Genomic DNA, 23295 nt, shown 5'->3' on the forward strand with positions numbered 1-23295 from the left:
AAGAACAATGCCCATTTTGCAAGGCGATATCCAGCTGCGAGCCAGCCGCGTCATGGACGATGTGCCCGAGGGTGGCGGCGGCCCGTCGAATGTGGAGATCGAGTCCGGCCAAGAAAACGCAATCATGCCGGACATCTCGCAGATGGATCGTGCCATTGGCCGCGCCAATATGCGTCAGCTGAGTGTGGTTGTGGATACCGAAGACCGCGACACCTACCAGGGCAGCAATGTCATCGTGGCCAAGCCCCCCGAAGACCCCAATGTGTCCATCACCCTGTTTTCCACGGGCGGGGTCTATGACACCCGCGCTCAGGCACAGGCCCGGCTGGAGGCCTATCTCAACAAAGGGGCCGAGTGGGCGGGCTATCTCTACGAGAACCACATCAAGGGCCAGCGCGTTATCCAGATCTTCCAGCGCCCCGGCACCGAGCTGCCTGCAGTGGGCAAGACCCTGGTGCTGGTGGGCAATGAAGGCCTGGCCAACGAGCAAGAGCAGTATGTCCGCGCCATTCGCGTGACGAGCGTGGAGCGCACCTTCACCTATGACACGGACAAGGACTACAAGGCTTTAATCGTGACCATGGAGCTGTCCGACGCCTTGCGCTATGACTTCACGGGCTCCCCGGCCAGCCGCCAGTTTGCCCGGCAGATCAATAGCGCCCATCTGCGCGATACCGTGGTTGCCGATGCGGGCAGCTACGTGGGCGTGACCCCCTTGCAAAAGGCTGCGGCTCTGGGCGATTTCACCATCATTGCCCAGACGATCATGACCCAGATCGTGCCCTCGGCCCAGAGCGAGACGCCCATCCCTGCGGCCATTCCGTATGCAGCGGCAGGCTTCCCTGTCTCTGCGGCCGAGGCCGTGACCTTCAGCACCACCCAGACCTGGAACACCACCACCAGCCTGGCTCTGCCCGGTGGCTGTCTGCCGGGTTCGCTCTCCATCGTGGTGGGCGGCGTCACCTTGACCGACAAGGGCGGCATTCTGATGTCGGGCACCCAGCAGATCGGTCTGGTGGACTATGCCAATGGCGTCGTCACCTCGAGCTTGGGCAGCTATGACGGCAGCAAGACCATCAGCTACCGGCCTGCTGCCTATATGCAGCGCATGCCGCAATCCAGCGAGATCCGCATCACGGCGGAGAACCGCAGCCAGAGCTACACGGGCTTCATCACGCCGCTGCCGGCGCGCGGCACCTTGTCTTTCAGCTACCGGGCGCAGGGCCGCTGGTATGTGCTGTCGGACTCGGGTGACGGCACCCTGCGCGGCACCGACTCCAGCTATGGTGCAGGCACCTATAGCGCCGAGACCGGCAGCTTTGTAGTCACGCTGGGGGCCTTGCCCGATGTGGGTAGCTCCATCGTCCAGCACTGGGGCGTGCCGACTCAGGAAACCGTGCAGCCTGCCGCCGATCTGCTGATCAGCCAGACCATTGCGCTGCAGCTACCAGCCGGTCAGGCGCTGTACCCAGGTGCTTTTGAGATCAAGTGGATGGATGGCACCAACCAGCGCACCGCTACGGCCACCGCTGCCTGGCAGCTCCAGGGCGATGCCACGGGCGAGGTGCGGGTAGGGCGCTCCGAGGTGCTGTTCGCGCCCAAGCTGTTGCCTGCCGTGGGCACTGTGCTCGATGTCACGGTCGACACGGCCCCGGCGGTCGAGGTGAACCTGCAGCATCCCTCGCGCAACGGCCAGGGCCGTCTGGCGGTCTCTGCGGGCCAGGGTGCGCTGGTGCCCTACACGGTCGAAGTCGAGTGGAACACGCTGACCGACCAGAGCGTGCTCGGTCTTTACACCCGCGACCAGCTCAAGGAAATGGGCGTGACGCTGGTGGATCCGACCCAGATCGCACGCGATGACGGCAATGGCAAGCTGATGCTGAACGGCGTGCAGGTCGGTACGGTCACATACGGCACGGGCGCGGTGGACTTCAATCCTGATGTCGTCATCAAGATCCCCAAGCCGGTCTATTCGTCCAGCCAGGTCAGCGGCGGCGGCTTCAATGGCGAGGTGGCTCAGTACCGCCTCAACTACGAGGGCATCGAGTATCTGAATGCCCCCTCTATCTACCCCAATGACGAAAGTGGCTACGTCAAGATCCGGTTTCGCACCACGGGCAGCGCCACGCGCCGCACGTTGCAGGTCACGTTTGCGCCCGAGTTTGACCTGGTCACGGGCGTGCAGGCCCCGGTGGTGCCGGGCTCGGTTGTGCTCATGCCTTCCAGCGGTCAGCCCTGGAGCGATGACGGCAGGGGCGTGCTGCGGGTGCTGACCTCGGGCGGCTTTGTAACGCGCGGCAGCATCAACTACGCCACGGGCCGCGTGGGCCTGACCTCGTGGACGCCCGGCAATGCCAACCAGTTGCGCCGTGCAGGCTGCATCACCACGCTGGGCGATGCCATCAGCAGCGCCTATGTCTTCCGCACGGCTGCAGCTCCGCTGCGCCCCGGCTCCCTCACGGTGCAGGTGCCCAGGGCTTCGGGTGGCTCGCAGAATGTCAGCGCTGGCATTGACGGCACCATCACGGCTCCCGGTGTGGTCGGCACGGTGGACTATGAAACCGGCCTCGTGCGCCTTGGCTTCGGTGCCCTGGTCGTGGCCGCTGGCAATGAGGCTGAGCCCTGGTATGACGCGGCCAACGTGCAGCCGGACGGCAAGATCTTCAAGCCCCAGCCCGTGGTTGCGAGTGCCTTGCGCTATTCGGCGGTGGCCTATGCCTATCTGCCCATGAATGCCGACATCATCGGCATCGACCCGGTGCGCCTGCCCAGCGACGGCAAGGTGCCGATCTTCCGGTCTGGCTCGCTGTGCGTGGTGGGTCACACCAAGACCAGCGCCCAGCTTAACGTCAGCAACAACCAGACCGTCAACTTGGCCCGCGTGCGCCTGTCCCGCGTGGTGGTGCGTGATGCCAACGGCAAGACTCATCAGAAGGGCTACACCGCCGACCTGGAGGCGGGGCTGGTCACTTTTACCGATGTGTCTGCCATGACCATGCCGGTCACGATCGAGGATCGGATTGAAGACATGGCCACGGCCACCGATGTGCAGATCTCGGGCGAGATCACCTTCAACCGGGCGCTGACCCATGACTATCCCAAGGACGGCACCTATGTCTCCAGCGCCCTGCAGGCCAGCGACCGCCGCGCCCGCGTCAGTCTGGATTTTGTGCAGCAGAGCTGGATCGACAACGCCTGGGCCGATGCGCCCGTGGGGCCTGCAATTCCCGCCAAGTATGACCAGAGCGTCTCTCCCATAGAGATCACCAATGCCGGCGGTAGCACCGAGCGTTGGGTGCTTCAGTTCACCTCAACCACCCAGTTCCGGGTGATTGGCGAGCATGTGGGCGTGATCGCCACGGGCGACATCAACACGGTCTGCTCGCCGCTCAACCCGGCTACGGGCAAGCCTTATTTCACGATCAAGCCGCTGGGCTGGGGTAGCGGCTGGGCCGTGGGGAACATCCTGCGCATCAACACCGTGGGGGCTATCTACCCCTTCTGGGTGGTGCGAACTATCCAGCCCGGCCCCGAGACCGGCATCGAGCACAGCTTTTCCATCCTGGCGCGCGGCGATGTGAACCGCCCGCAGTCCAACTGAAGAACCCGAGAGAGCGGAGAGAGATATGGCATCCCCTGTAGACACCAGCGTCAAGCACGCATACAGCTCCATGGCCGGAGCACCGGCCATCGGCGGAACGGTCGGCTCCCTGATCGGCGCGCTCGATGCGTTCCTGGTCAACGGCTGGGGCGCAAAGGCCGTGGATTCGGCGGTCGTCAGCAACGGCATCTGCCGCCTGAACTTTGCCAGCGGCAAGAGTGCGGCAGAGGCCCATGCCGTCATTTTGGTGACCGGGGCAACGCCCTCGGCCCTGAACGGCGAGCAGAAGGTGACGGCGGTTGCCAATGGCTGGGTGGAGTTCAAGACCGATCTGCCGGACGGTGCCGTCACCGGCTCCATCAGCTTCAAGATGGCCCCGCTGGGCTGGGAGAAGGTCTACAGCAAGACCAATGTGGCCGTGTACCGCCCGACCGACCCGGCCTCGACGCGCACCTATTACCGCGTGGACGACACGAATGCACTCTACGCGCGGGTGCAGATGTACGAGTCGATGACCGATGTGGACAACGGAGCCGGGGCAGCACCGCTGACCATCTCGGGTGGGTACTACTGGCACAAGAAGCAGACCAGTACGGCATCGTCCTATTGGGTGCTGGCCGGTGATTCACGCGGTTTTTACTATGTGCTCGGTGCCAGCAGCGTATCCGTGGCTGCGAGCAGCGGCAATACGGCCCTTCTGTCGCATTTCATGGGGGACTTGAATGGCTACCGCAGCGGTGACGCGTGGGCTGCAGCGCTGACAGGCATTGAGGGCACCAATTACGCCACCACGACAGGATGCGTCTTTTGCTCCTCGACTAGCGCTGGCTTCACGCTCAAACGTCTGTCCCATGGCCTCGGAGCCGCAGCCCAGTGTTTTCGCAGAGTGTTTGGCGACGTGCAATCTCGCTCCGGCAACGATGGAACATTGGGTGCGTTCCCGTCTTCGGTAGATAACGGGCTTCACCTCTCGGCCATTCTGCTCACCGATGGCGTGAACTCATACTCCCCACGCGGCAGCATGCCTGGCGCATACCACTGCCCGCAGTCCGGGGTACTCGCAGGCTTCGGCTCGGATGTCGCCATCACCAAGGGCCAGGGGGTGTTTGCTGGAAAGCAATTGCTCTCGGTGCAGATTGGCATGCCCAACGCCGGAAATCAGGGCTTGGCCTTTCTGGATGTGACCGGCCCCTGGAGGTTCTGAATGCCTGTTGCTCTGAAGTTTCGACTCTGCACGCTGCAACTGCCTGAGGATTTTCGGATCTCGTCGCTGCGTCTGTTGGACAGCGGTGTCGCTGTCGATGCTGGAGCCGCAATTGCTTCTTCGGTCCCGCCCGCGTCGGGTCGGTTGGAGGGCCTGCGCGACGGTAGCGGCTGCTCTTGGGATGGTGCTGCGGCGCGTGCGCCAGGCTTCTACATCGAGTGGTCTTTCCCTGCGCTCACCAACGTGACGGATCTCGTTTATGAAGGCAGTCTCTTGCGAGGCGCCCTGGTGGTGTGTGATGGGCAAGCTGCGGAGCTGGTGCAAACGGGGGCGGGCTTTCACATCCTGGGCGCAGTGGAGACGCTTGCCGCTCTGGCTCCTGACTTTCTCTGGAAGCTGGATGCCTCCGGGGTGAACCAGGTGGACCTGGTGAGTGGGGCCGTCGCCACCCGTTCGGGGGGAAGCATCGTGGCCGCTGCGGAGCAAGTCGGTCAGCCCCTGGCCTTCGCTCCTGGGAGTAACGGATATGTGTCCGCAGACATTGGCAGCTTCAACAGCGGCAATTTTTCGGCGGTATTCGACTTGCTGACGATTGGCACCTCGAACACGGTGGTTCTGGAGTGCGGGGATAACGAGGGCTGGTCTGTGCAGGTGGACACCGGAGGCTATTTCAAGATCAATATCGGCGGAGTCGCTTCCGGGGGGCTCAACACCACGTTCCAGATCGGCGACGGGGTGCCGCGCCGCTTGGGGTTTACGTATCGCCGGGCAGACCGGCTTGGAACGCTTTACGTGGAGGGCGCGGTTCTTGCGCAAAAGGTGCTCGGTACGCCCAACAGTGCGACCGCGCTCACCATCGGCTCACGTTTTGGAGCCTTCCCGATCGGCGCGGGCAGCCGCATTGCAGACGTAGCCCTGTGGCGTCGCACGCTGAGTGCGGAGGAGATGCGGCAGACCAAATATCGAGAGACCCGAGATTGGTTGCTCCCGAGGGCTGGAGTCCATCGGACTTATGTCGCCATCAAGGGCGAGCCTCCCGTCTTGCAAGGGCTTCAGGCCATCACGGCCCTTGCAAGCCGCAAGCTGCTCGACGTGGAGTGCGGCGGCCAGGGGCGCATTTACGGCACGGTCTCGCGCAAGAGCACGCCTGCCAATGTGCCCCTGCGCCGGCGCGTGCGCCTGCATCGCAGCGTAGATGGCTACTTGGCCCGCGAGACCTGGAGCCAGGCTGACGGCTCCTTTGAGTTCCGCGAGATCTCCACGCGCTACGAGTGGGATGTGATCGCCTGGGATCACGAACTGCAGGAGTACTCGACCGTCGCCAATAACCAACTGGCGGAGGTCGCATGAGCCAATCTTTGCAAGATCTACCCGCCTTCGAGATCTCGGCGGCCCATGCCCTGGCCCGCCTGCAGGCCACGGCCAACTTTGCGGACTCCGGCCCCGCTGCCTCGTCTATTGCCCTGTATGACGCCGCCGAGCAACTGCTCGTCACGCTGACGCTGACCAAGCCCTGCGGCCAGATCACCGAGGCGGGCTATCTGGTGCTGACCCAGGCCAGCGGCGGCGGCGACATGATTCTGACCAGCGGTCAGGCCGCTATCGGTGTCTGGAGCACCAGCGACGGCAAGTTGATCGGGCGCGGCTTGGTCACGGATGAGGCGGGCGCTGGGCACTTCAAGCTGCTGGGCAGCACCGGCACCCAGCTCTATGCGGGCGGCAAGGCCATCCTGGGCGAGACAAGGATAGCCTGATGACCGCCGTCGACCTGATCTTTAACCGCACCCTCAAGACCGGCAACCCGGTCGAGCTGGTGTTTGGCGACGATGGCGGCGGCGGGCAAGCGCCCGATAAGACCCTGGCCGTTGCCGCGCGCATGCCGGGTCTGCGGGTCAGATCCTTGGTGCATGTGCGCAAGGATCTGGTTGCAGCGGGTCGCATGCCTGGGCTGCGCTGCAGCGCGGTCGTGCGCTACAACACCGACACGCCCCGGCCCGTGGTGGCCGAGGTGGCTGCCTGTGCTCAGCAGGCGCAGCCTGTGGCGCAGGGCTGGATCTCCGGCTGGCAAGACACGGATGCACTGCCTGCGGGTTGGGTGTCGACCGCGCAGGATGCCATGCCCTTGCAAGAGCAGTTTGGTGTTGCCTGGCAGAACGGCCAGAGGCAAGGGGTGGCCCTGCAGGGGCGGTTTCAGCAAGCGCGTGCACTGCCTGGTGCCGCAACCCAAGCCCGCTGGCAGGAGGCTCAAGGTGTGCGCGTGAGCCTGCAGGCCACAGCTCAGGATGCTGCGCCCGTTCGCGCTGGCTGGGCCGTGCGGTTTCAGGAAAGCCTGCGCGACCGTCGCCGCATGGTCGAGGCAACAGCCCAGGATGCGATGGGCCTGCAGTACCAGCTCATCACGGGCGCAGGCCCATCGGTGCCGCTGTACCGGGGCTTTCAAGCGCGCTACCAGCAGGCCATGAAGCCGCTCGCTGGCAAATCGCAGACCCAACCGCCCGAGCCGGAAAAGCCCGGTTGCTATGAGCAGCTGGTGGGCGGCCCCATCCGATTGCTGTTCTGCAGATCCTGGGCTGCTTCGGCAGATTTGCTGTTCATGTGCTGCAAGGCCGTCGGGCCAGAGCCGCAACCCCAGTTCGTCATTCCTCTGCTGCCCATCTATATGCAAGTCCACCACCTCACGGCGCATTTGCTGCCCAGCCTTGAGCCCGTAGTGCTCACTGACGTTTCCATTGCCGCCGACGACGACAGCTATTGCTGGAGCCTGTCTGCCAACGGCCCCGAGCATCTGCTGGACCAGCTCGCGCCCGTGGGCGGGTTGCCGCAGCGGCTGCAGGTCGGCATCGACGGCATGCAGTTTGTCTTTGCCGTGACCAGCACGGCGCGCAGCCGCTCGTTTGACCGCCGCCGCGTAGCAGTGCAGGGCATCAGCGTCACGGCCATGCTGGGCAGCCCCTATATGCCCAAGCAGGCTTGGCTTTCTAGCTCGACGGCAACGGCGCAGCAGCTCGCAGTGGGCGCGCTGGAATTCAGTGGCGTGGATCTGGATTGGCAGATCCCCGACTGGCAGGTGCCCGCCGGCGCGTGGAGTTTTCAGGGCACGCCGCTGCAGGCCGTGTTGCGCATGGCCCAGTCGGTCAATGCCGTGGTGCGCAGCCACCGCACGGCAGAGCAGCTCATCGTCGCGCCGCGCTACCCGGTGCTGCCGTGGGAGTGGGGCGCGGCCGTGCCCGATGTGCAAATGCCTGCGGCCGTCATCGTCACCGACGAGCTGCGCCCCGATCCGCGCGCCGAATACAACGCCATCTATGTCGCCGGCGGCAGCGTGGGCGGCGTGCTGGGCCATGTGGTGCGCCGCCTCAGCGCGCGCGACAAGCTGGCCCCGCAGATTCAAGACGACCTCATCACCCATGCCGACGCCGCCCGCATGCGCGGCAGCTGGGCGCTGGCCGCCAGCGGCAACAAGCTGCAGCACAGCATCAGCATGCCCGTCCTCACGGGTGGCACCAACCCAGGCATCTTGAACCCCGGTCAGCTGCTGGAGGTGGCCGACACCGACGGCACCTGGCGCGGCCTGGTGCGCGGCGTCAGCGTCAGTGCCTCTATGCCTCGCGTGCGCCAGCAGGTCACCGTTGAAAGGGTGGCCGCATGAGCACCAACCTCTACAAGCGCCTCAAGGCCCTGCTGCCCGACGACCCCGTCATGACCGGGCAGATCAGCGTCGTGTATGCCGACGGCACCGCGCTGGTCGCGCTCGAAGGTGCTGCAGGCCTGCTGCGCGTGCGCAACCCGCTGGGCAAAGCAAACAGTTCTCGTGTGTATGTGCAAGGGGGCGAAGTGACGGGCACGGCCCCGGAAATGGCTTATGTGCTGATTGAGGTCTGAAAGCGAAAACCGAAAGGAGAGGGAATGGACGACTTTGGCGACGAACTGCCTGCGACTACACGCCGGCAGATGAATGAACGCTTTGACAAGGGGAGTGAACGTATGGCCGCCATCGAGCGAGATTTGAAGGCAGTAGCCCAGGAGCTGCAGGAGCTCAAGCAGCAACTGGCGGAAATGTTGGAGTTCTTTACCGCCATGAAGGGCGCTTTCAAGGTGTTGAACTGGGTGGGCAAGGTGGCAAAGCCTTTGGCAGCCATCGTCATGCTGGGCGGGGCCTGCGTGGGCTTCTGGACTGCAATCAAAGGAGTGACAAGCCGATGAGCTGGAAAGAAAAACTGATTGTGGCCATTGGCGGCGCTACCGTGGCCCTGGCCGTGCCCCTGGTGCAGAAGTTCGAGGGCACCGTGCTGCGCAGCTACCGAGACCCGGTCAACGTGTTGACCAGTTGCACGGGGCATACCGGCCCCGAGCTGCGCGATGGGCAGACCTTCACCCGTGAGCAGTGCGAGGAGATGCTTTACAAGGACTTGGCCAAGCACGCCAACGCCCTGAGCTGCGTGCGTGCTCCGTTGACCGACGGGCAGCGGGCGGCCTTCCTGAGCTTCGCCTTCAACGTGGGAGATGACGCTTTCTGCCGTAGCACTCTGGTGCGCAAGGCCAACGCGGGCGACATCGAAGGCGCGTGCGCCGAACTCAGCCGCTGGACCTACGCCGGCGGCAAGGAGCTGCCCGGCCTGGTCAAGCGCCGCGCGGCCGAGCGGCAGCTGTGCGAGCGGGGGCTGGCATGAGCGGCGCGTCCCGCATCTGGCCCTGGCTGGCCCTGGCCCTAGCCCTGCTGCTGGCCGTGCAGACCCAGCGGCTGGCGAAGGTCGAGATATCGCAGTCAAAAGCGGCGGCGGCGCAGGCCCAGCAGGCGCAAGCCGCTGCAGAGCACAAAGCGCAGGCCGTGGCGGAGCACGGCGCTGCCCAACAGGAAAACACCCATGACTACACACAAGAAATGGCCCGCCTGGCGGCTGGCCGCACTGCTGATGCTGCCCGCATTGCAGGCCTGCAGCACGACATCAGGAGCGCGGCCACCCGCAACGCCCAGCTTGCCGGTGACGCCGCTGCCTGCCGAGATCTCGCAGATCAGCACCAGCGACTCGCAGCCCTTGCTGCAGAAGGCGCGGGCGTGGTTGACCAGCTTGTCGGACTGGTCGAGCGCCGCGACGCACAGGTCAGCGCCCTGAAAGGACAGGTGCAGGTCGATAGAGATTTAATCCAGCGCCTGCAGTAGCAGGCCGGCGCGTTACTTGATCGGGCGCACGGTCAATTCCAGCTCGTAGCCCATGGCAGCCAGCGCGGCCGCAACGGTGTCGATCTTGGTGGCATGGCCCAGGTCAAAAACGCGGGTCATTTCTTGGGGCTTCACGCCCATGGCGCGGGCCACGTCGGCGGGCCTGGCGCCAGTGGCAAGCCGGGCATTCAGCAGCGCCACCTTGACGGCGACACTGGCGGGCAGCTCCACCAGGCGCTCGCCCTTTTCTGCCTTGCTGGGGGCGGGCACGGCGCGGCCTGCCTCGAAATAGAACTCCATGGCTGTGACCAGTGCGTCACGCGCCATAGATTCAGCCTCTGCCAGGTCATCGCCCTGGGTGATCGCTTCGGGAATATCCCGAAACGTGACGGTGTAGCCCCCTTCGTCGGCGGGATCGAAGCGGGCAGGATACTTTTGCATGTTGTTCCCCATCTAGTGGTCGTGAAGCTCAGGAATTCAGGCTAGGCCCCTTCGGGCCTGCCTCCTTAGTTGATTCCTAGTTGCTTCAGGATTGCGCGTTTTGTGCCTTCCTTCAGCTCTTTACTTGGGTGCCTTGGCAGGGAGCTTGTGTTGCCGTTGTGGTACAGCCTCCAATGATTCGTACCGTTCTCGACTCTGACTCCCTGCGCTTCAAGCCACCGCTTGAATTCGCTGATTTTCACGACCACCTTTCTTTTGTTGCGATGGAATGAGTATAAACAAAAATGCTTAGTAGATGCAAGCATTTTTGTTTATTTATTTTAGGGTTCGCAATCTTCTGCAATCCACTGCCGCATTTGCAGATAGGGGGAATGGCTGGCGAAGTCCAAGCAGGCCGGGTGTTGGGCCTGCAGGTACTCATAGAAAAGGTGCATGGCGGTGCCGGGGTGGGGATGCATATCGGCCGCAGCCAGCTTGTCTTGCCAGCTTATCCAATGGCCCAGGATGGCCTGTTTTGCATCAGCTCGTCTCATCAGGCCCTCGCGATAGGAATCTCATCAATCTTGGTGGTGTAGCGGGGCGTGCGGCGCTCCTGGCGCATGCGCCAGCCGCTCTCGTCCTGCTCTGGCACACCGGTGCTCGCCACATGCAGGGTGCCCTTGCCGAAGCGCGCATTCACGCGATCCATGGCCTCCATCAGTCGGCTTTGATCTCGGCAGGGTTCCTGAAAAAGCAGGTCGCCTTGCTGCACTCCTGCAGGGCACAGGTCTTGCAGCATCACGCCAGCCTTGGAGAGTTGGTAGCCAGGCTGATAGAACGATCGCAAGCCGCGCACGGCCGCATTCACTAGCGCCTTGGTGTCTGAGGAGGGCGGCTGGAGTTGAATCACGGCCGTTTCGTAGAACCTTGGGCCGGGCCTGAATGGCGACGTGTGCGCGAAAACATGCAGGGCACCTGCGCGCAAACCGCCAGCGCGGAGCTTTTCTGCGGCTCTTGTTGCAAATTCGCTCACGGCTTCAATCAATGGGGGGAGGGTAGTAATCGGGTGCCCGAAGCTGCGCGTGCATGCAATCTGCTTTTTGGCGGCTGGGGCCAGCTCCAAGCTCATGCAGCTGACGCCTTGCAGCTCGCGCACAGTGCGCTCCAGCACCACGCTCCATCCATCGCGCGCGGCATGTGCCGGCATCCTGGCCAGGTCCAACGCGGTCAATATTCCCTGCTCGGCCAGTTGGGCCGAGATGCGCCGGCCGACGCCCCAGATCTCGCCGGCAGGCGTGCGGCCGAGGATGTCGATGCGCTGCTGCTCGGACAGCTCGGCCCAGTTGCAGACCCGCTGCAGCTCGGCAGGGTAGCTGCCCGGCTTGCGCTCCGAGTCCTTGGCAACGTGGTTGCAGAGCTTGGCCAGGGTCTTGGTGGGGGCCAGGCCCACACAGGCAGGGATGCCCGTCCATTTCAGGATGCGCGCCCGAATGGCAAAGGCCCGGCGCGTCAGATCCCGCACGCCATCCAGATCCCCGATGAATGACTCATCGATGCTGTAGATCTCTTGGGTGGGGCCCAGGCCGGCAGCCAGGGACATCATGCGGTCGCTCATGTCCCCGTAAAGTTCAAAGTTCGGAGAGAGGCACACCAGGCCCTTGTGCTCAACCAGATCGCGCAATTGGAAAAACGGCTGTCCCATCTTCACGCCAAGGGCCTTGGCCTCGTCCGAGCGTGAGATGGCGCAGCCGTCGTTATTGCTCAGGACGACAACAGGAATGCCCTGGAGCGCAGGCCGGAAAGCCCGCTCGCAGCTGACGTAGAAGTTGTTTCCGTCGATGAGCGCGAACATACATGCTCATGCAAAGCGCTTGATGCAGGACTTGACCACGCCCCAGATCTCCAGCTCTTGGTTTTCTTTGGGGACGATGTCGGGATAGGTGGGGTTGCCGGCCTTGAGCTTGAAGCAGCCGCCGGCGTTGTGCAGCACCTTGACAGTGAAGTCGTTATCAAGAACGGCGACCACGATGCTGCCGTGGCGCGCGCGCAGCGCCCGATCGACCACGATGAGGTCGCCGTCATCGATGCCGTACTCACGCATTGAGGGGCCCGCCACGCGCAGCAGGAACGTGGCCTGTGGGTGCTCAACCAGCAGTTCGGCTATGTCCAGCCGTTTGCCAGAGAAGTCCTCGGCTGGAGAAGGGAAGCCCGCGCGCACGCTGCAATCTGCCAGAGGCAAAGCAACTGGGGAGGCAGTGAGTTGGACGGGCATGCCGCTCAAGAGTCGATGACTGTACATGCATACAGTATAAGCCCGACTTTTTAGTTGACCAGTATCAAAGACCCCTGCGCCCGTGCGCGGTGGATGGAAGCGGCCGGCCCCTACTCTGTAATCTCGAAGTTTTCGCCGTGCACCCAGTTGCCGTCCCGGTCGATGCGGAGCCAGCGAGAGCTTCCGCCTTTGGCAACAAGCATCAGGTCAATGTAGTAGTCGCGGGACTTCGGCGTGTGATTGGGGCGCAGGCCATGGTGATAGACCGATATGCGGCTGAAGGTGTCTGCAACAAGCTGGCGCGCTTGCAATCGTGTCTCTATGTCCTGGGCTTCCACACCGGCCGCGAGTGCCCGCCATTTCTCATCTGCACCTGATAGATCTCGGCGGGCGAGCATGGCGATATCCCGCTCCTGCGCTGCAAGCGTCTTCTCAGCAATTGCCAGATCCTCTTCGAGCTGGCGGGCGCGGCGGGCAAATGTGAGTGGAATACCTTCATCTGCCGATGCGAGCATGGCATCCGTCAGCTTATCGAGCTGGGCTTTGATCACTTCGACATTTTTTTGTGCTTTCAGAAGTTCCTTGCGACTTTCTGAGCTGTTGTCGGCCTCAAACAAGCCCTGTAGATTCATCATGTCCGAGCAGTACGACATGATTGCGCGCTCGATAGGCGCAACTGAGGTGGAGCCGCGAACCGGGCAAACCTCACTGAAGGTAGCTGCGGCCGAGCACAGCAAGCGCCTGTAGCCATCTCGAATGCGACCGTCAGGTAGCCGCTTCTTGCTGGCCAGGTGCTGACCGGCCATGGGGTGCCCGCAGTAGCCGCAGTACGTGATGCCGATTCCGGTGATTACGTGGGGCAGGTCGCCCTTCACTCTGCGGCGTCCAGAACTCTTGACGACCCGTTGAAGATCCTCCCATTCGAGCTCCGAAAGCAGGGCAGGATAATAGTTTTTGAGTAGGTACTCGTCACCGTCCACGCTGATCGGTTTGTGCCCCGCTAATTGAGGCATTTTGGTGACGCGGTAGACCTGCAGTGTCTGGTTTTCCTTGCTGGTCGGGTAGATGCGCAGGCCCTCTGCATTGAGCTTTTCAATGATGCGCTTGCCGCCCAGGCCCTGCTTGTACATCTCGATCGTGCGCAGTATGGCCTTGACCGTCTCGGGCTTGAAGTCCCAGCCGTCTGCATCATTGCGGGTCAGCCAGGCCGGGTCGTGACCCTGCTCAATGCGGCCACGGTAGGTGCCATCAATCCATTTTTCACACAGACGGCGCACGCTTGCCTTGACCCGCTTGCTCTTGGTGTCCGACTCTTCGTGGGCGCGAATCATCACCAGCAGGCTATAGACAAGGTCCATCGGGTTGTCCTTCAGCCGCTGCCGGCTGTAGGTCTTCCCGTCGCTGGCGGTGACCACTGTGATGCCCGCATTTACAATCTGGGCCAGTTGCGCCTGTGCCTGGATGGGTTCAGCGCGAGATAGGCGGTCCAAGCCCTCAACGATGAGCACTGATCCAAAGGGAACGCGGCCTTCCTCGATAGCACGCAGGAAAACGCCCAGGGCGCCTGATTTGATGTGCTGTTGATGGTAGGCGGAAAGGCCCTCGTCCTTCAACGATAGATGGGTATCCAGTTTTAGGTCGTGCTCGGCAGCCCACTTGGCAGCGTAAGCAAGCTGTCGGTCTGTGCTTCCTCCTGCCGATTGCTTTGGATCAGAGAACCGCAGATAGCTATACACCAAACCATTTTTTGCAGAATTCCCCATGACTGAAGCCATCTCCCAGAAAGATCAAATTCCCCGTATAGGTATGGTATCACTCGGGTGCCCCAAGGCCTTGACCGATAGCGAGCTGATTCTCACGCAGCTCAGTGCCGAGGGGTACCAGACCTCCAAGACCTTTGAGGGGGCAGACCTCGTCATCGTCAATACCTGCGGCTTCATTGACGATGCCGTGAAGGAAAGCCTGGACACCATCGGCGAAGCTCTGGCTGCCAACGGCAAGGTGATCGTGACCGGTTGCCTGGGAGCCAAGGCCGGCAAGGAGGGCGGCTCCACCATGGTGGCCGAAGTGCACCCCAGCGTGCTGGCAGTCACCGGTCCCCATGCGACCCAAGAGGTGATGGACGCTGTGCACACCCACCTGCCCAAGCCGCACGATCCGTTCGTGGATTTGGTGCCTGGAAGCTTTGGCGACGCGGGCATCAAGCTCACGCCCAAGCACTATGCCTACCTGAAGATTTCGGAAGGCTGCAACCACCGATGCACCTTTTGCATCATCCCCAGCATGCGCGGCGACCTGGTCTCGCGTCCGATCGGCGATGTGCTCAAGGAGGCCAAGGCGCTGTTCGAAGGAGGCGTCAAGGAACTGCTGGTGATCAGCCAGGATACCTCGGCCTATGGCGTGGATGTGAAGTACCGCACCGGTTTCTGGGATGGCAAGCCCGTCAAGACCCGTATGCTGGAGCTGGCCGACGAACTGGGCAAGCTCGCGCAGCAGCACGGCGCCTGGGTGCGTCTGCACTATGTCTACCCTTATCCCAGCGTGGATGCGGTCCTGCCCTTGATGGCCGAAGGCAAGATCCTGCCCTATCTGGACGTACCCTTGCAGCACAGCCACCCCGATGTGCTCAGGCGCATGAAGCGTCCTGCGTCGGGCGAGAAGAATCTGGACCGTATCAGGGAGTGGCGCAAGATCTGTCCCGAACTGGTGATTCGTTCTACCTTCATTGCCGGCTTTCCCGGTGAGACCGAGGAAGAGTTCGAGCACCTGCTGGACTTCATTCGTGAAGCGGAGATCGATCGTGCCGGCTGCTTCGCCTACAGCCCTGTCGAAGGTGCCACCGCCAACGAGCTGCCCGGCATGCTGCCCGAAGAGGTGCGTGAAGCACGTCGCGCACGTTTCATGGAGGTGGCCGAAGAAGTCTCCACCAGGCGTCTGCAGCGCCGCGTGGGCCAGGTCATGAAGGTGTTGGTGGACAAGGCGGTGAGTCTGGGTAAAAAGGGCGGTGTGGGCCGTACCTATGCCGATGCACCTGAGATCGACGGCGTGGTTCACATCCAGCCGCCTGAAAAGGCCAGCAAGACCTACAAGGTGGGCGAGCTGATCAGTGTGCGCATTGTGGGCACGCAGGGGCATGATCTGGTCGGGGTGCCGGTGTGAGTTTCCGGGTGCCCATTTGCGGCGCCATGCCGATCCGCTAAGCACACAAGGCCACAACTGCGGCCTTTTTTGCGTCTGATCCCTCGGTTTTCGCCCCGCCTGCCAATCGCGTCTGGCTGGCCCGAAGCAAGGATGGGCTGAGGGGCGTCACTGATCGGACATCCGGCAGAGACTGCAGCCAGGTTAGGACGAGGCAAAATCTCCAGCACTGGGCATAGTGCCGCAGCCAGCAGAGGTTGATGGTGAAGATTGGCCTTTCCCGGAAGACAGCCTCTTGTCTGAAAAGAGGTTTCCATCGAAAGGTGACGAGCCTGATCTCGGCACTGTATCCACAGTTAGGGCTGCTTGGTTCCCCACCTGACCCGGTTGGCTGCTTCCCCATGCGAGGAGGCCCGTCACCGCCGATTATAGATGCAAAACCCACACAGTCCGGCGAGCTGTGAAATGAGATTCCAGGTGGATGCTTGTTGGCATGTCCCGGCCCCGTAGAATCAGAGGCTATGTCTTATTTAGTGCTTGCTCGCAAATACCGGCCCCGAACCTTCTCCGAAATGGTGGGGCAGGAGCATGTGGTTCAGGCTCTGACCAATGCGTTGACCCAGCAGCGCCTGCATCACGCCTATTTGTTCACGGGCACTCGTGGCGTCGGCAAGACCACGGTGTCGCGCATTCTGGCCAAGTCGCTGAATTGCCAAGGCCTGGATGGTAACGGTGGAATCACCGCAACCCCTTGCGGGGTCTGCGCAGCATGCACTGAAATCGATAGCGGTCGTTTCCCCGACTACACCGAACTGGACGCGGCATCCAACCGCGGTGTGGACGAGGTGCAGAGCCTGCTGGAGCAGGCGGTGTACAAGCCGGTGCAGGGGCGCTTCAAGGTCTTCATGATCGACGAGGTGCATATGCTGACGAACACCGCGTTCAACGCCATGCTCAAGACGCTGGAGGAGCCCCCGGAGTATCTGAAGTTCGTGCTGGCCACGACCGATCCGCAGAAAGTGCCGGTCACGGTACTCTCGCGCTGCCTGCAGTTCAATCTGCGACCGATGGCGCCCGATACGGTTCTCGAGCACCTGACCCATGTGCTGCACAAGGAAAGCGTGCCGGCGGAACCTCAGGCGCTGCGATTGCTGTCGCGGGCCGCGCGCGGCTCCATGCGCGATGCGCTGAGCCTGACCGACCAGGCGATTGCCTTTGGCAGTGGGCAGTTGCAGGAGGTGACGGTGCGCCAGATGCTGGGCAGCGTGGATCGCAGTCATGTGTTTCGCCTGATCGATGCGCTGGCGCAGGGTCACGGGGGCACGGTAGTTGAAGTGTCCGAAGAGCTGCGCCACAACGGCCTGTCTGCGGCATCGACTCTGGAAGAGATGTGCGCCGTGCTGCAGCGCATGGCCGTCTTGCAGGCCGTGCCCGACATGCCGCTGGATGCCAGCGACCCCGAGGCTGCCGAAGTCGACCGACTGGCCAGTCTGATGCCGCGTGACGAGACCCAGCTGCTCTACAGCATCTGTCTGCACGGCCGTGTCGAGCTGGGACTGGCCCCGGATGAGTATGCGGCGCTGACCATGGCGCTGCTTCGGTTGCTGGCTTTCAAGCCCGAAAACGCCGAAGCCGGCGCGGCTGAAAAAAAAACTTCGCAGCTGAGGCCTAGCAGGCCGGTTGTCCAGGCTCCGGATCAGATTCAGCCGTCTGCGGCAGCGATGGAGTTGCCTGCGGCCGAGGTTCAGTCCTTGCCCTCTGTGCAGCAGCCTGTGGTGCCATCCGTACCGGTTTGCACACCGGATATGGCGCCGGTGCAAGAGCCTGTCTCAGAGGCCGGTGTGGTCGCGCCTGAACCGAGGCAAGCTGTTGCCGATCACTCAGACCCAGCGGCGCATTCCTTGGCAAGGCCAGTGATGCAGGCATCCCCGGCACCGTGCCGCCCGCCTATTTCTGCCGTGACGCCTGCGCCTGCTGCGGTCCCGATGCCGGCCGATGATGCGTCCGAGAGCGCCGAGGCCGTCGGTATGTCGGAGTCTTCCGAGGAGCAGGATGCCAGCGAGGCTGCCTGGGCAGGGATGCCCGATGAGGGCTGGTCTGACGAAGGGCGCTGGGGCGACGATGCCGACCTGGATGTCGGCCAGCCCCTGCATGCCATGCCGCCCATGGACTCGGACGAGCCTGCGGCTCAGGGCGCAAGCGGCGGCTATGTCAGCACGGCCCAGGAGGCCCCCCCCGTGGAGCGTACTCCCGAAGGTGACCTGTGGTTTGGCGTGGTGCAGCAGTTGCTGCAGAGCGAAGCCGTGGTGGCCGTGGCGCGGCAGCTGGCGCTGCAGTCCCAGCTGCTGGGCCGTGACGGGGATCTGTGGCGGCTGCGTGTGGAGTCCAGCTCGCTCAATCAGGCCGGCACGCGCGATCGTTTGCGCGCTGCGCTGGAAGCGGTCGGTCATGCGCGACAATTGGAGGTTGAACAGGGACCGGTGACGGACAGTCCTGCCCGCCGACTGGCCCTGGAACGACAAGCCAGCCAGTTGCTGGCCGAGGACATTGTCAAAAGCAATCCGCAGGTGCAAACCTTGATGCGAGACTTTGGCGCGAAAATCGTGCCCGGCAGCATCAAGCCCATATCTATTCAGCCTGAATAAGGCGTTTCAACACAAGAAGGAATTCTCATGTTCAACAAAGGACAACTCGCCGGTTTGATGAAGCAAGCTCAGGCCATGCAGGACAACCTGAAGAAGGCTCAGGAAGAGCTGGGCAATATCGAGGTCGAAGGCGAATCCGGTGCCGGTCTGGTCAAGGTCGTGATGACCTGCAAGCATGACGTCAAGCGCATCACCATCGACCCCAGCCTGCTGGCCGAAGACAAGGACATGCTGGAGGATCTGGTGGCTGCCGCCTTCAACGCGGCTGTGCGCAAGGCCGAAGAGACCTCTAACGAGAAGATGGGCAAGATCACGGCCGGTATGCCCGGCCTGCCCGGCGGGATGAAATTCCCGTTCTGACGGATTTCGGCGGTGCAGCTGTCCCGGCGAGGTGATGGCTGCGGTGCCGCGATGCAGCTTCTGCACGTTGTCCCCGGCGAACGGCTGGTGGTGGTGTGCGGGGGCGAATGGCGATCTGCGCAGTGGCAGGTCGCCTTTTTTCTGGTGATGAAAGGACAAGCCGGTGTCGGATGTGCAATCTCTGGATGCCTTGATCGAGGCCTTGCGCCGGCTGCCGGGCGTGGGCATCAAGTCGGCGCAGCGCATGGCATTTCATTTGCTGCAGCGTGATCAGGCCGGTGCACTGCAGCTGGCGCGTGCACTGGACTCTGCGGTGAACTCGGTGCATCACTGCGAGCGCTGCCACACGTTTACCGAAGGCGCTATCTGCAGCATCTGCGACGACTCGGGGCGCGATGCGGCGCGGCTGTGCGTGGTCGAGGCGCCGGCCGATCTTGCCGCCATGGAGCGCACGGGGGCCTACCAGGGCTACTACTACGTGCTGATGGGGCGGCTGTCACCGCTCGACGGTGTGGGCCCCAAGGAAATCGGCATGAAGCAGTTGCTCGAGCGTGCCTGTGACGGCGTGGTTCAGGAGGTGATTCTGGCCACCAGCTTCACGGCCGAAGGCGAGGCCACCGCCCATGCCGTCAGCGAGGCACTCAAGTCGCGCGGAATCCTGGTCACGCGGCTGGCGCGTGGCGTACCCATCGGCAGCGAACTCGAATATGTGGATCTGGGCACCATTGCCCACGCGCTGGTGGACAGGCGCTGAGAGTATGGCTTGGCTTCGTCACAAGCGCTTTAGCATCTGGTGCTTGCTGCTATCGGTTCATTAGAACGAGCAGCGATAGAAAAGCCCGCTGGTTTTGCGAACCGCGGGCTTTTTTGCAGGTGGCGAGGCTTATTTGCGTTTCTTGGCCGGCGTGCCGCCCCGTGCCTTGGGCTCGCTCTTGCCGCCACGGGAAGCGGGAGGGGCGCTGGTTCTGGCGTTCTTGCTGGTGGTTGCCACCTTGCCGCCGCCGCGTGTGTTGCGGGCAGCGCTGTCGCTGCTTTCGGCGCGTGCGCTGCGGGCAGCGCGGCTGGGCAGGTAGGCAATCAGCGACTGGCCGGGGCGCAAGGATGCCGTGGACTTGAGGTCGTTCCAGTCTGCGAGGTTGGAGACGCTGATGCCGTAGCGGCTGGCCACGCTGACCAGCGTATCGCGCTTGCGCGCCTTGACCGTGGTGCGCACGGTCACGACTTCAGGGGCGAATGAGATCTGACCGTTGTCCGCCACGTGGCCTGGCACGTCGGTCTTGACATTGGCATCACGCGGCACCATCAGGGTCGAGCCGGCCTTGATCAGCATGCGCGGCGGGATGTTGTTGATGGCGCGCAGATCGGCTTCGCCCAGGCCTGCACGCTGGGCAGCTTCGGCCACGGTGATGGTGGTGGGCACGGTCCATACCGTCCAGCTGGCAAACTGGCCTTCGCTGTAGGCCTGCAGATTGCGGCGGAAAACCTTGGCATTGTCCCAGGGAAGCAGCACCTGAGGCGTGGCTCGGGCAAAGATCACCGGCTTGTGAAAGCTGGGGTTGAGCGCCTTGAAGTCCTTGACGCTGACATCGGCCAACTTGGCCACCAGCTCCACGTCGATGTCGTGTGGCAGGTCCACGGCCTGGAAATAGGGGTGGTTTTCGATGATGGGAAGCTCGGTGTTGAACTTCTCGGGCTCGGCCACGATGTTCTTGACGGCTTGCAGCTTGGGCACGTAATTGCGCGTTTCGGCTGGCATCTGCAGATCAAGGTAGCTGACGGGCAGGCCCAGCTTTTCATTGCGCTTGATGGCGCGGCCTACGCTGCCTTCGCCCCAGTTGTAGGCGGCCAGGGCCAGATGCCAGTCGCCAAACATGTTGTAGAGTTTTTGCAGATAGTCGAGCGCGGCGCGGGTCGATGCCAGCACATCGCGCCGATCGTCGCGGAAGACATTCTGCTTGAGGTCGAAATAGGTTCCCGTGGCCGGCATGAACTGCCACATTCCAGCGGCCTTGGCGCTGGATACGGCCTGTGGGTTGAATGCGCTTTCGATGAACGGCAACAGTGCCAGCTCTGTCGGCATGTTGCGGCGCTCCAGTTCCTCGACAATGTGGAACAGGTATTTGCTCGATCGCTCCGTCATGCGCTGGATGTAGTCGGGGCGGGCGGCATACCATTGCTCCTGGTTCTGGACCAGGTCCTGCTCCAGGTCGGGCATGGCAAAGCCCTTGCGGATGCGAACCCAGAGGTCGCCCGTGGCTTCCAGTTCGGCGACTTCGGAGCTGCCGACCTTGCCCTGGCTCAAGGGTTTGAGCGGGCCGTTCGGATACATGGGGTCGACGCTGCTGGTGGTGGCGCAGCCGGTCAATATCAGTGCGCTTGTCAGCAGCAGGGTGGATAGCAGCTTCATCAGAAAACGTTTTTCCATTGGCGCAGGGTGGCCAGTACGCTGGCGGGGTCCTGAGGCCTGGTTTGAGGGTCATGGTGCACGGCGGCTGCGATCACATCGGCAGCGCGGCTGCGCATGAACGGATTGATGGCCAGCTCGGTGTGCAGCGTGGAGGGCAGCGTGGGCTGCCCGTTCCTGCGCAGTTGCTGGCAATGTTCCAGATACTGAGCCAGTTCCGGATTGTTTGGTTCCACGGCCTGCGCAAATCGCAGGTTGGAAATTGTGTACTCGTGCGCGCAGCACACCAGCGTATTGCCGGGCAGGGCGGCCAGAGCGTCCAGCGAAGCCTGCATCTGCGCAGCCGTGCCCTCGAAAAGGCGGCCGCAGCCGCCCGAGAACAGCGTGTCGCCGCAGAACAGCACGGGCTGGCTTTGCGCCCGGGTGCTGAAGAAGGCGATATGGCCGCTGGTGTGCCCGGGCACATCGATGACCTGCCAGGGGCCGCCGAGCAACTGCACGCTGTCGCCACCCTGGATGCGCGTGATAGGCTCTGGCAAAGCCTCGTAGGCGGGGCCCCAGGCTGGAGCGCCGGTGGCCGCACGAATGGCATCGACGCCGCCCACATGGTCGGCATGATGGTGGGTGACTAAAATGCCCTGCAGTTTGAGATTCCGCTGCGCCAATGTGCTCAGCACAGGCTCGGCCTGACCCGGATCGACGACCACGGCATGTTCTGCATCGTGGAGCATCCAGATGTAGTTGTCGGAAAAAGCGGGAATGGGCAACAGGTTCATGAGCTGCAAAATTATAGAGATGCATCACTGGACGGATTCAGCCCTAGGGCACTACCTCCTGGAATGGGAGCAGCAGCGCTTTGACGAGGCGGTGGCCGATATCTTCGGCTACCACGCCTTGCAACTGGGCTTGCCGCAGCTGCAGGGCCTGCGCGGCAACCGCATGCCTCATCGCTGGCTGGCACTGGAGGGGCTTGATCCCGTTCCGGATGCAAAAGCAGGCACTGTAGCGCAAGCGGCTGCGGCCCGAGTGTCACAGGCGCAGCCGCCCACCAATGAAACGCAGAATTTTGCCCCATTGATGCCGGCGCTGAGGACTGCCCCGGAGGCGCTGCCTTTTGCCGAGGCCAGCCTCGACCTGCTGCTGATGCCGCATACGCTTGAGGCCTCCAACGACCCGCATGCCGCACTGCGCGAGGCCGCGCGCGTTCTGGTGCCGGAAGGACGGCTGGTGATCAGCGGCTTGAATCCCGCCAGCCTGCTCGGATGGCAGCGCCGGGTGGAGCGCAGTGCGGGTTATTTGCCGGATCTGAGCCTGGGGGTTGGCTACTGGCGTTTGCGTGATTGGCTGCGATTGCTGAGTTTCGAGATCGAAGCCGTGCAATTTGGCTGTTATCGTCCAGCCACTCAAAGTGAAAAGTGGCTGGGCCGCTGGCAGTTCATGGAAGGCCTGGGCCACCGTTGCTGGCCGGTGATGGGAGGCGTGTATTGCGTGGTGGCTGTCAAGCGCGTGCACGGCATGCGCCTGATGAGCCCGAGCTGGCGCAAGAGCAGCGTGCCTGCCGGCATGAAGGCACCTGTGGCCCAGAGGCAGCCGCCGGACACGTTCTGGCGTAACAAGGAAGAAAATTGAATCAAGTTGTGATCTACACCGATGGCGCCTGCAAGGGCAATCCCGGGCCCGGAGGTTGGGGCGTTTTGCTGCAGGCCGGATCGGCACAGAAGGAACTCTTCGGCGGTGAACTGGGGACCACCAATAACCGCATGGAGCTCAAGGCCGTGATCGAGGCGCTGTCCGCGCTCAAGCGTCCCTGCGACGTGGTTCTGTATCTGGACAGCCAGTACGTTCGCAAAGGCATTACCGAGTGGATTCAGGGCTGGAAGGCCAAGGGCTGGGTCACCGCTTCCAAAGAGCCCGTCAAGAATGTCGAGCTGTGGAAGCAGCTGGATGCGCTGGTGCAGGGCAGCGGTCACCGTATCGACTGGCGCTGGGTCAAGGGGCACGCCGGAGACCCGGGCAACGAGCGCGCCGATGCGCTGGCCAACAAGGGGGTGGAGATGGCGCTCAAGAACGGCTGAGCCAGGGGGCGCCCG

At 62.9% G+C, this 23295-nt stretch carries 22 protein-coding genes and 1 other RNA gene; 15 read left to right on the top strand and 8 right to left on the bottom strand.

Annotated elements, in window-relative coordinates:
- Window positions 1–7 precede the first annotated feature (7 nt).
- From E2583_RS06685 to E2583_RS06725, 9 genes are all read left to right on the top strand, one after another.
- The gene (locus E2583_RS06685) at window positions 8–3601 is read left to right on the top strand and encodes a hypothetical protein (RefSeq protein ID WP_291594205.1); all 3594 of its coding nucleotides are present in this window, start codon (window positions 8–10) and stop codon (window positions 3599–3601) included.
- A gap of 25 nt (window positions 3602–3626) precedes the next feature.
- Window positions 3627–4805, top strand: a complete 1179-nt coding sequence (locus E2583_RS06690; RefSeq protein ID WP_291594208.1) for a hypothetical protein — start codon at window positions 3627–3629, stop codon at window positions 4803–4805.
- Between the two features lie 243 nt (window positions 4806–5048).
- Window positions 5049–6155 (top strand): LamG-like jellyroll fold domain-containing protein, encoded by a 1107-nt coding sequence (locus E2583_RS06695; RefSeq protein ID WP_291594209.1) that lies wholly within the window; start codon window positions 5049–5051, stop codon window positions 6153–6155.
- Entirely contained in the window at window positions 6152–6559 is a 408-nt protein-coding gene (locus E2583_RS06700) for a hypothetical protein (RefSeq protein WP_291594211.1), read from the top strand. Before E2583_RS06695 ends, E2583_RS06700 begins: the two co-directional genes overlap by 4 nt.
- Window positions 6559–8454, top strand: a complete 1896-nt coding sequence (locus E2583_RS06705; RefSeq protein WP_291594213.1) for a hypothetical protein — start codon at window positions 6559–6561, stop codon at window positions 8452–8454. The genes E2583_RS06700 and E2583_RS06705 overlap by 1 nt, the downstream gene beginning before the upstream one ends.
- Window positions 8451–8687: a hypothetical protein gene (locus E2583_RS06710; protein ID WP_291594214.1), complete on the top strand. Its 237-nt coding sequence runs from the start codon at window positions 8451–8453 to the stop codon at window positions 8685–8687. Before E2583_RS06705 ends, E2583_RS06710 begins: the two co-directional genes overlap by 4 nt.
- A 24-nt stretch (window positions 8688–8711) precedes the next feature.
- Window positions 8712–9008, top strand: coding sequence for a hypothetical protein (locus E2583_RS06715; protein ID WP_291594215.1), 297 nt, complete (start codon window positions 8712–8714; stop codon window positions 9006–9008).
- Window positions 9005–9475: a lysozyme gene (locus E2583_RS06720; protein ID WP_291594216.1), complete on the top strand. Its 471-nt coding sequence runs from the start codon at window positions 9005–9007 to the stop codon at window positions 9473–9475. The genes E2583_RS06715 and E2583_RS06720 overlap by 4 nt, the downstream gene beginning before the upstream one ends.
- Window positions 9472–9966, top strand: a complete 495-nt coding sequence (locus E2583_RS06725) for a hypothetical protein (RefSeq protein WP_291594217.1) — start codon at window positions 9472–9474, stop codon at window positions 9964–9966. Before E2583_RS06720 ends, E2583_RS06725 begins: the two co-directional genes overlap by 4 nt.
- Before the next feature lie 12 nt (window positions 9967–9978).
- Here E2583_RS06725 and E2583_RS06730 read toward each other — a convergent pair whose 3' ends face one another.
- The 5 genes from E2583_RS06730 to E2583_RS06750 form a co-directional block, all read right to left on the bottom strand.
- On the bottom strand, window positions 9979–10407 hold the full coding sequence (locus E2583_RS06730; RefSeq protein ID WP_242881850.1) for a type II toxin-antitoxin system HicB family antitoxin: 429 nt from the start codon (window positions 10405–10407) through the stop codon (window positions 9979–9981).
- Window positions 10408–10472: 65 nt separating this feature from the next.
- Window positions 10473–10712: a type II toxin-antitoxin system HicA family toxin gene (locus tag E2583_RS06735; RefSeq protein WP_367158588.1), complete on the bottom strand. Its 240-nt coding sequence runs from the start codon at window positions 10710–10712 to the stop codon at window positions 10473–10475.
- 227 nt (window positions 10713–10939) lie between these two features.
- Complete coding sequence (locus E2583_RS06740) at window positions 10940–12238, bottom strand: Y-family DNA polymerase (protein ID WP_291594223.1); 1299 nt, start codon at window positions 12236–12238, stop codon at window positions 10940–10942.
- Between the two features lie 6 nt (window positions 12239–12244).
- Complete coding sequence (locus E2583_RS06745; RefSeq protein ID WP_253233178.1) at window positions 12245–12658, bottom strand: LexA family transcriptional regulator; 414 nt, start codon at window positions 12656–12658, stop codon at window positions 12245–12247.
- A 110-nt stretch (window positions 12659–12768) separates the two neighbouring features.
- Window positions 12769–14421, bottom strand: coding sequence for a recombinase family protein (locus E2583_RS06750; protein WP_291594227.1), 1653 nt, complete (start codon window positions 14419–14421; stop codon window positions 12769–12771).
- Here E2583_RS06750 and rimO point away from each other — a divergent pair.
- A complete protein-coding gene (rimO, locus tag E2583_RS06755; protein ID WP_291594229.1) occupies window positions 14420–15817 on the top strand; it encodes a 30S ribosomal protein S12 methylthiotransferase RimO in 1398 nt (465 codons plus the stop codon). The genes E2583_RS06750 and rimO overlap by 2 nt on opposite strands.
- A 301-nt stretch (window positions 15818–16118) precedes the next feature.
- Here rimO and ffs read toward each other — a convergent pair.
- Window positions 16119–16214, bottom strand: an RNA gene (ffs, locus tag E2583_RS06760) — signal recognition particle sRNA small type.
- A 103-nt stretch (window positions 16215–16317) separates the two neighbouring features.
- Between ffs and dnaX the strand changes: the two genes are divergently transcribed.
- The 3 genes from dnaX (at window position 16318) to recR (ending at window position 19555) form a co-directional block, all read left to right on the top strand.
- Window positions 16318–18441: a DNA polymerase III subunit gamma/tau gene (gene dnaX, locus E2583_RS06765; RefSeq protein WP_291594231.1), complete on the top strand. Its 2124-nt coding sequence runs from the start codon at window positions 16318–16320 to the stop codon at window positions 18439–18441.
- Window positions 18442–18468: 27 nt separating this feature from the next.
- The gene (locus E2583_RS06770) at window positions 18469–18801 is read left to right on the top strand and encodes a YbaB/EbfC family nucleoid-associated protein (protein ID WP_003066189.1); all 333 of its coding nucleotides are present in this window, start codon (window positions 18469–18471) and stop codon (window positions 18799–18801) included.
- Window positions 18802–18964: 163 nt separating this feature from the next.
- Window positions 18965–19555 (top strand): recombination mediator RecR, encoded by a 591-nt coding sequence (gene recR, locus E2583_RS06775; protein WP_291594248.1) that lies wholly within the window; start codon window positions 18965–18967, stop codon window positions 19553–19555.
- Window positions 19556–19684: 129 nt separating this feature from the next.
- On the opposite strand, the gene E2583_RS06780 is transcribed toward recR, so the two are convergent.
- Together E2583_RS06780 and gloB are read right to left on the bottom strand one after the other, a co-directional pair.
- Window positions 19685–21208: a transglycosylase SLT domain-containing protein gene (locus E2583_RS06780; protein WP_291594249.1), complete on the bottom strand. Its 1524-nt coding sequence runs from the start codon at window positions 21206–21208 to the stop codon at window positions 19685–19687.
- Window positions 21208–21981 carry a hydroxyacylglutathione hydrolase gene (gene gloB, locus E2583_RS06785; protein WP_291594250.1) on the bottom strand — a complete coding sequence of 258 codons (774 nt, stop codon included), beginning with the start codon at window positions 21979–21981 and terminating at the stop codon, window positions 21208–21210. The genes E2583_RS06780 and gloB overlap by 1 nt, the downstream gene beginning before the upstream one ends.
- 19 nt (window positions 21982–22000) lie before the next feature.
- Between gloB and E2583_RS06790 the strand changes: the two genes are divergently transcribed.
- Window positions 22001–22834 (top strand): methyltransferase domain-containing protein, encoded by an 834-nt coding sequence (locus tag E2583_RS06790; protein WP_291594346.1) that lies wholly within the window; start codon window positions 22001–22003, stop codon window positions 22832–22834.
- Complete coding sequence (gene rnhA / locus E2583_RS06795; RefSeq protein WP_291594252.1) at window positions 22831–23280, top strand: ribonuclease HI; 450 nt, start codon at window positions 22831–22833, stop codon at window positions 23278–23280. The genes E2583_RS06790 and rnhA overlap by 4 nt, the downstream gene beginning before the upstream one ends.
- Window positions 23281–23295: the final 15 nt, after the last annotated feature.

This window comes from Comamonas sp. (assembly GCF_009360615.1).
Lineage (GTDB): Bacteria > Pseudomonadota > Gammaproteobacteria > Burkholderiales > Burkholderiaceae_C > Comamonas.

Coding starts and splice junctions, on each gene's coding strand:
- E2583_RS06705 (WP_291594213.1), top strand. CDS start 6,559: ATGACCGCCGTCGACCTGATCTTTAACCGCACCCTCAAGACCGGCAAC.
- gloB (WP_291594250.1), bottom strand. CDS start 21,981: ATGAACCTGTTGCCCATTCCCGCTTTTTCCGACAACTACATCTGGATG.
- dnaX (WP_291594231.1), top strand. CDS start 16,318: ATGTCTTATTTAGTGCTTGCTCGCAAATACCGGCCCCGAACCTTCTCC.
- E2583_RS06715 (WP_291594215.1), top strand. CDS start 8,712: ATGGACGACTTTGGCGACGAACTGCCTGCGACTACACGCCGGCAGATG.
- E2583_RS06740 (WP_291594223.1), bottom strand. CDS start 12,238: ATGTTCGCGCTCATCGACGGAAACAACTTCTACGTCAGCTGCGAGCGG.
- E2583_RS06735 (WP_367158588.1), bottom strand. CDS start 10,712: ATGCTTGCATCTACTAAGCATTTTTGTTTATACTCATTCCATCGCAAC.
- E2583_RS06685 (WP_291594205.1), top strand. CDS start 8: ATGCCCATTTTGCAAGGCGATATCCAGCTGCGAGCCAGCCGCGTCATG.
- E2583_RS06720 (WP_291594216.1), top strand. CDS start 9,005: ATGAGCTGGAAAGAAAAACTGATTGTGGCCATTGGCGGCGCTACCGTG.
- E2583_RS06725 (WP_291594217.1), top strand. CDS start 9,472: ATGAGCGGCGCGTCCCGCATCTGGCCCTGGCTGGCCCTGGCCCTAGCC.
- E2583_RS06770 (WP_003066189.1), top strand. CDS start 18,469: ATGTTCAACAAAGGACAACTCGCCGGTTTGATGAAGCAAGCTCAGGCC.
- E2583_RS06710 (WP_291594214.1), top strand. CDS start 8,451: ATGAGCACCAACCTCTACAAGCGCCTCAAGGCCCTGCTGCCCGACGAC.
- E2583_RS06745 (WP_253233178.1), bottom strand. CDS start 12,658: ATGCCCGTCCAACTCACTGCCTCCCCAGTTGCTTTGCCTCTGGCAGAT.
- E2583_RS06690 (WP_291594208.1), top strand. CDS start 3,627: ATGGCATCCCCTGTAGACACCAGCGTCAAGCACGCATACAGCTCCATG.
- E2583_RS06780 (WP_291594249.1), bottom strand. CDS start 21,208: ATGAAGCTGCTATCCACCCTGCTGCTGACAAGCGCACTGATATTGACC.
- E2583_RS06750 (WP_291594227.1), bottom strand. CDS start 14,421: ATGGGGAATTCTGCAAAAAATGGTTTGGTGTATAGCTATCTGCGGTTC.
- E2583_RS06730 (WP_242881850.1), bottom strand. CDS start 10,407: ATGCAAAAGTATCCTGCCCGCTTCGATCCCGCCGACGAAGGGGGCTAC.
- E2583_RS06790 (WP_291594346.1), top strand. CDS start 22,001: ATGCATCACTGGACGGATTCAGCCCTAGGGCACTACCTCCTGGAATGG.
- rimO (WP_291594229.1), top strand. CDS start 14,420: ATGACTGAAGCCATCTCCCAGAAAGATCAAATTCCCCGTATAGGTATG.
- E2583_RS06700 (WP_291594211.1), top strand. CDS start 6,152: ATGAGCCAATCTTTGCAAGATCTACCCGCCTTCGAGATCTCGGCGGCC.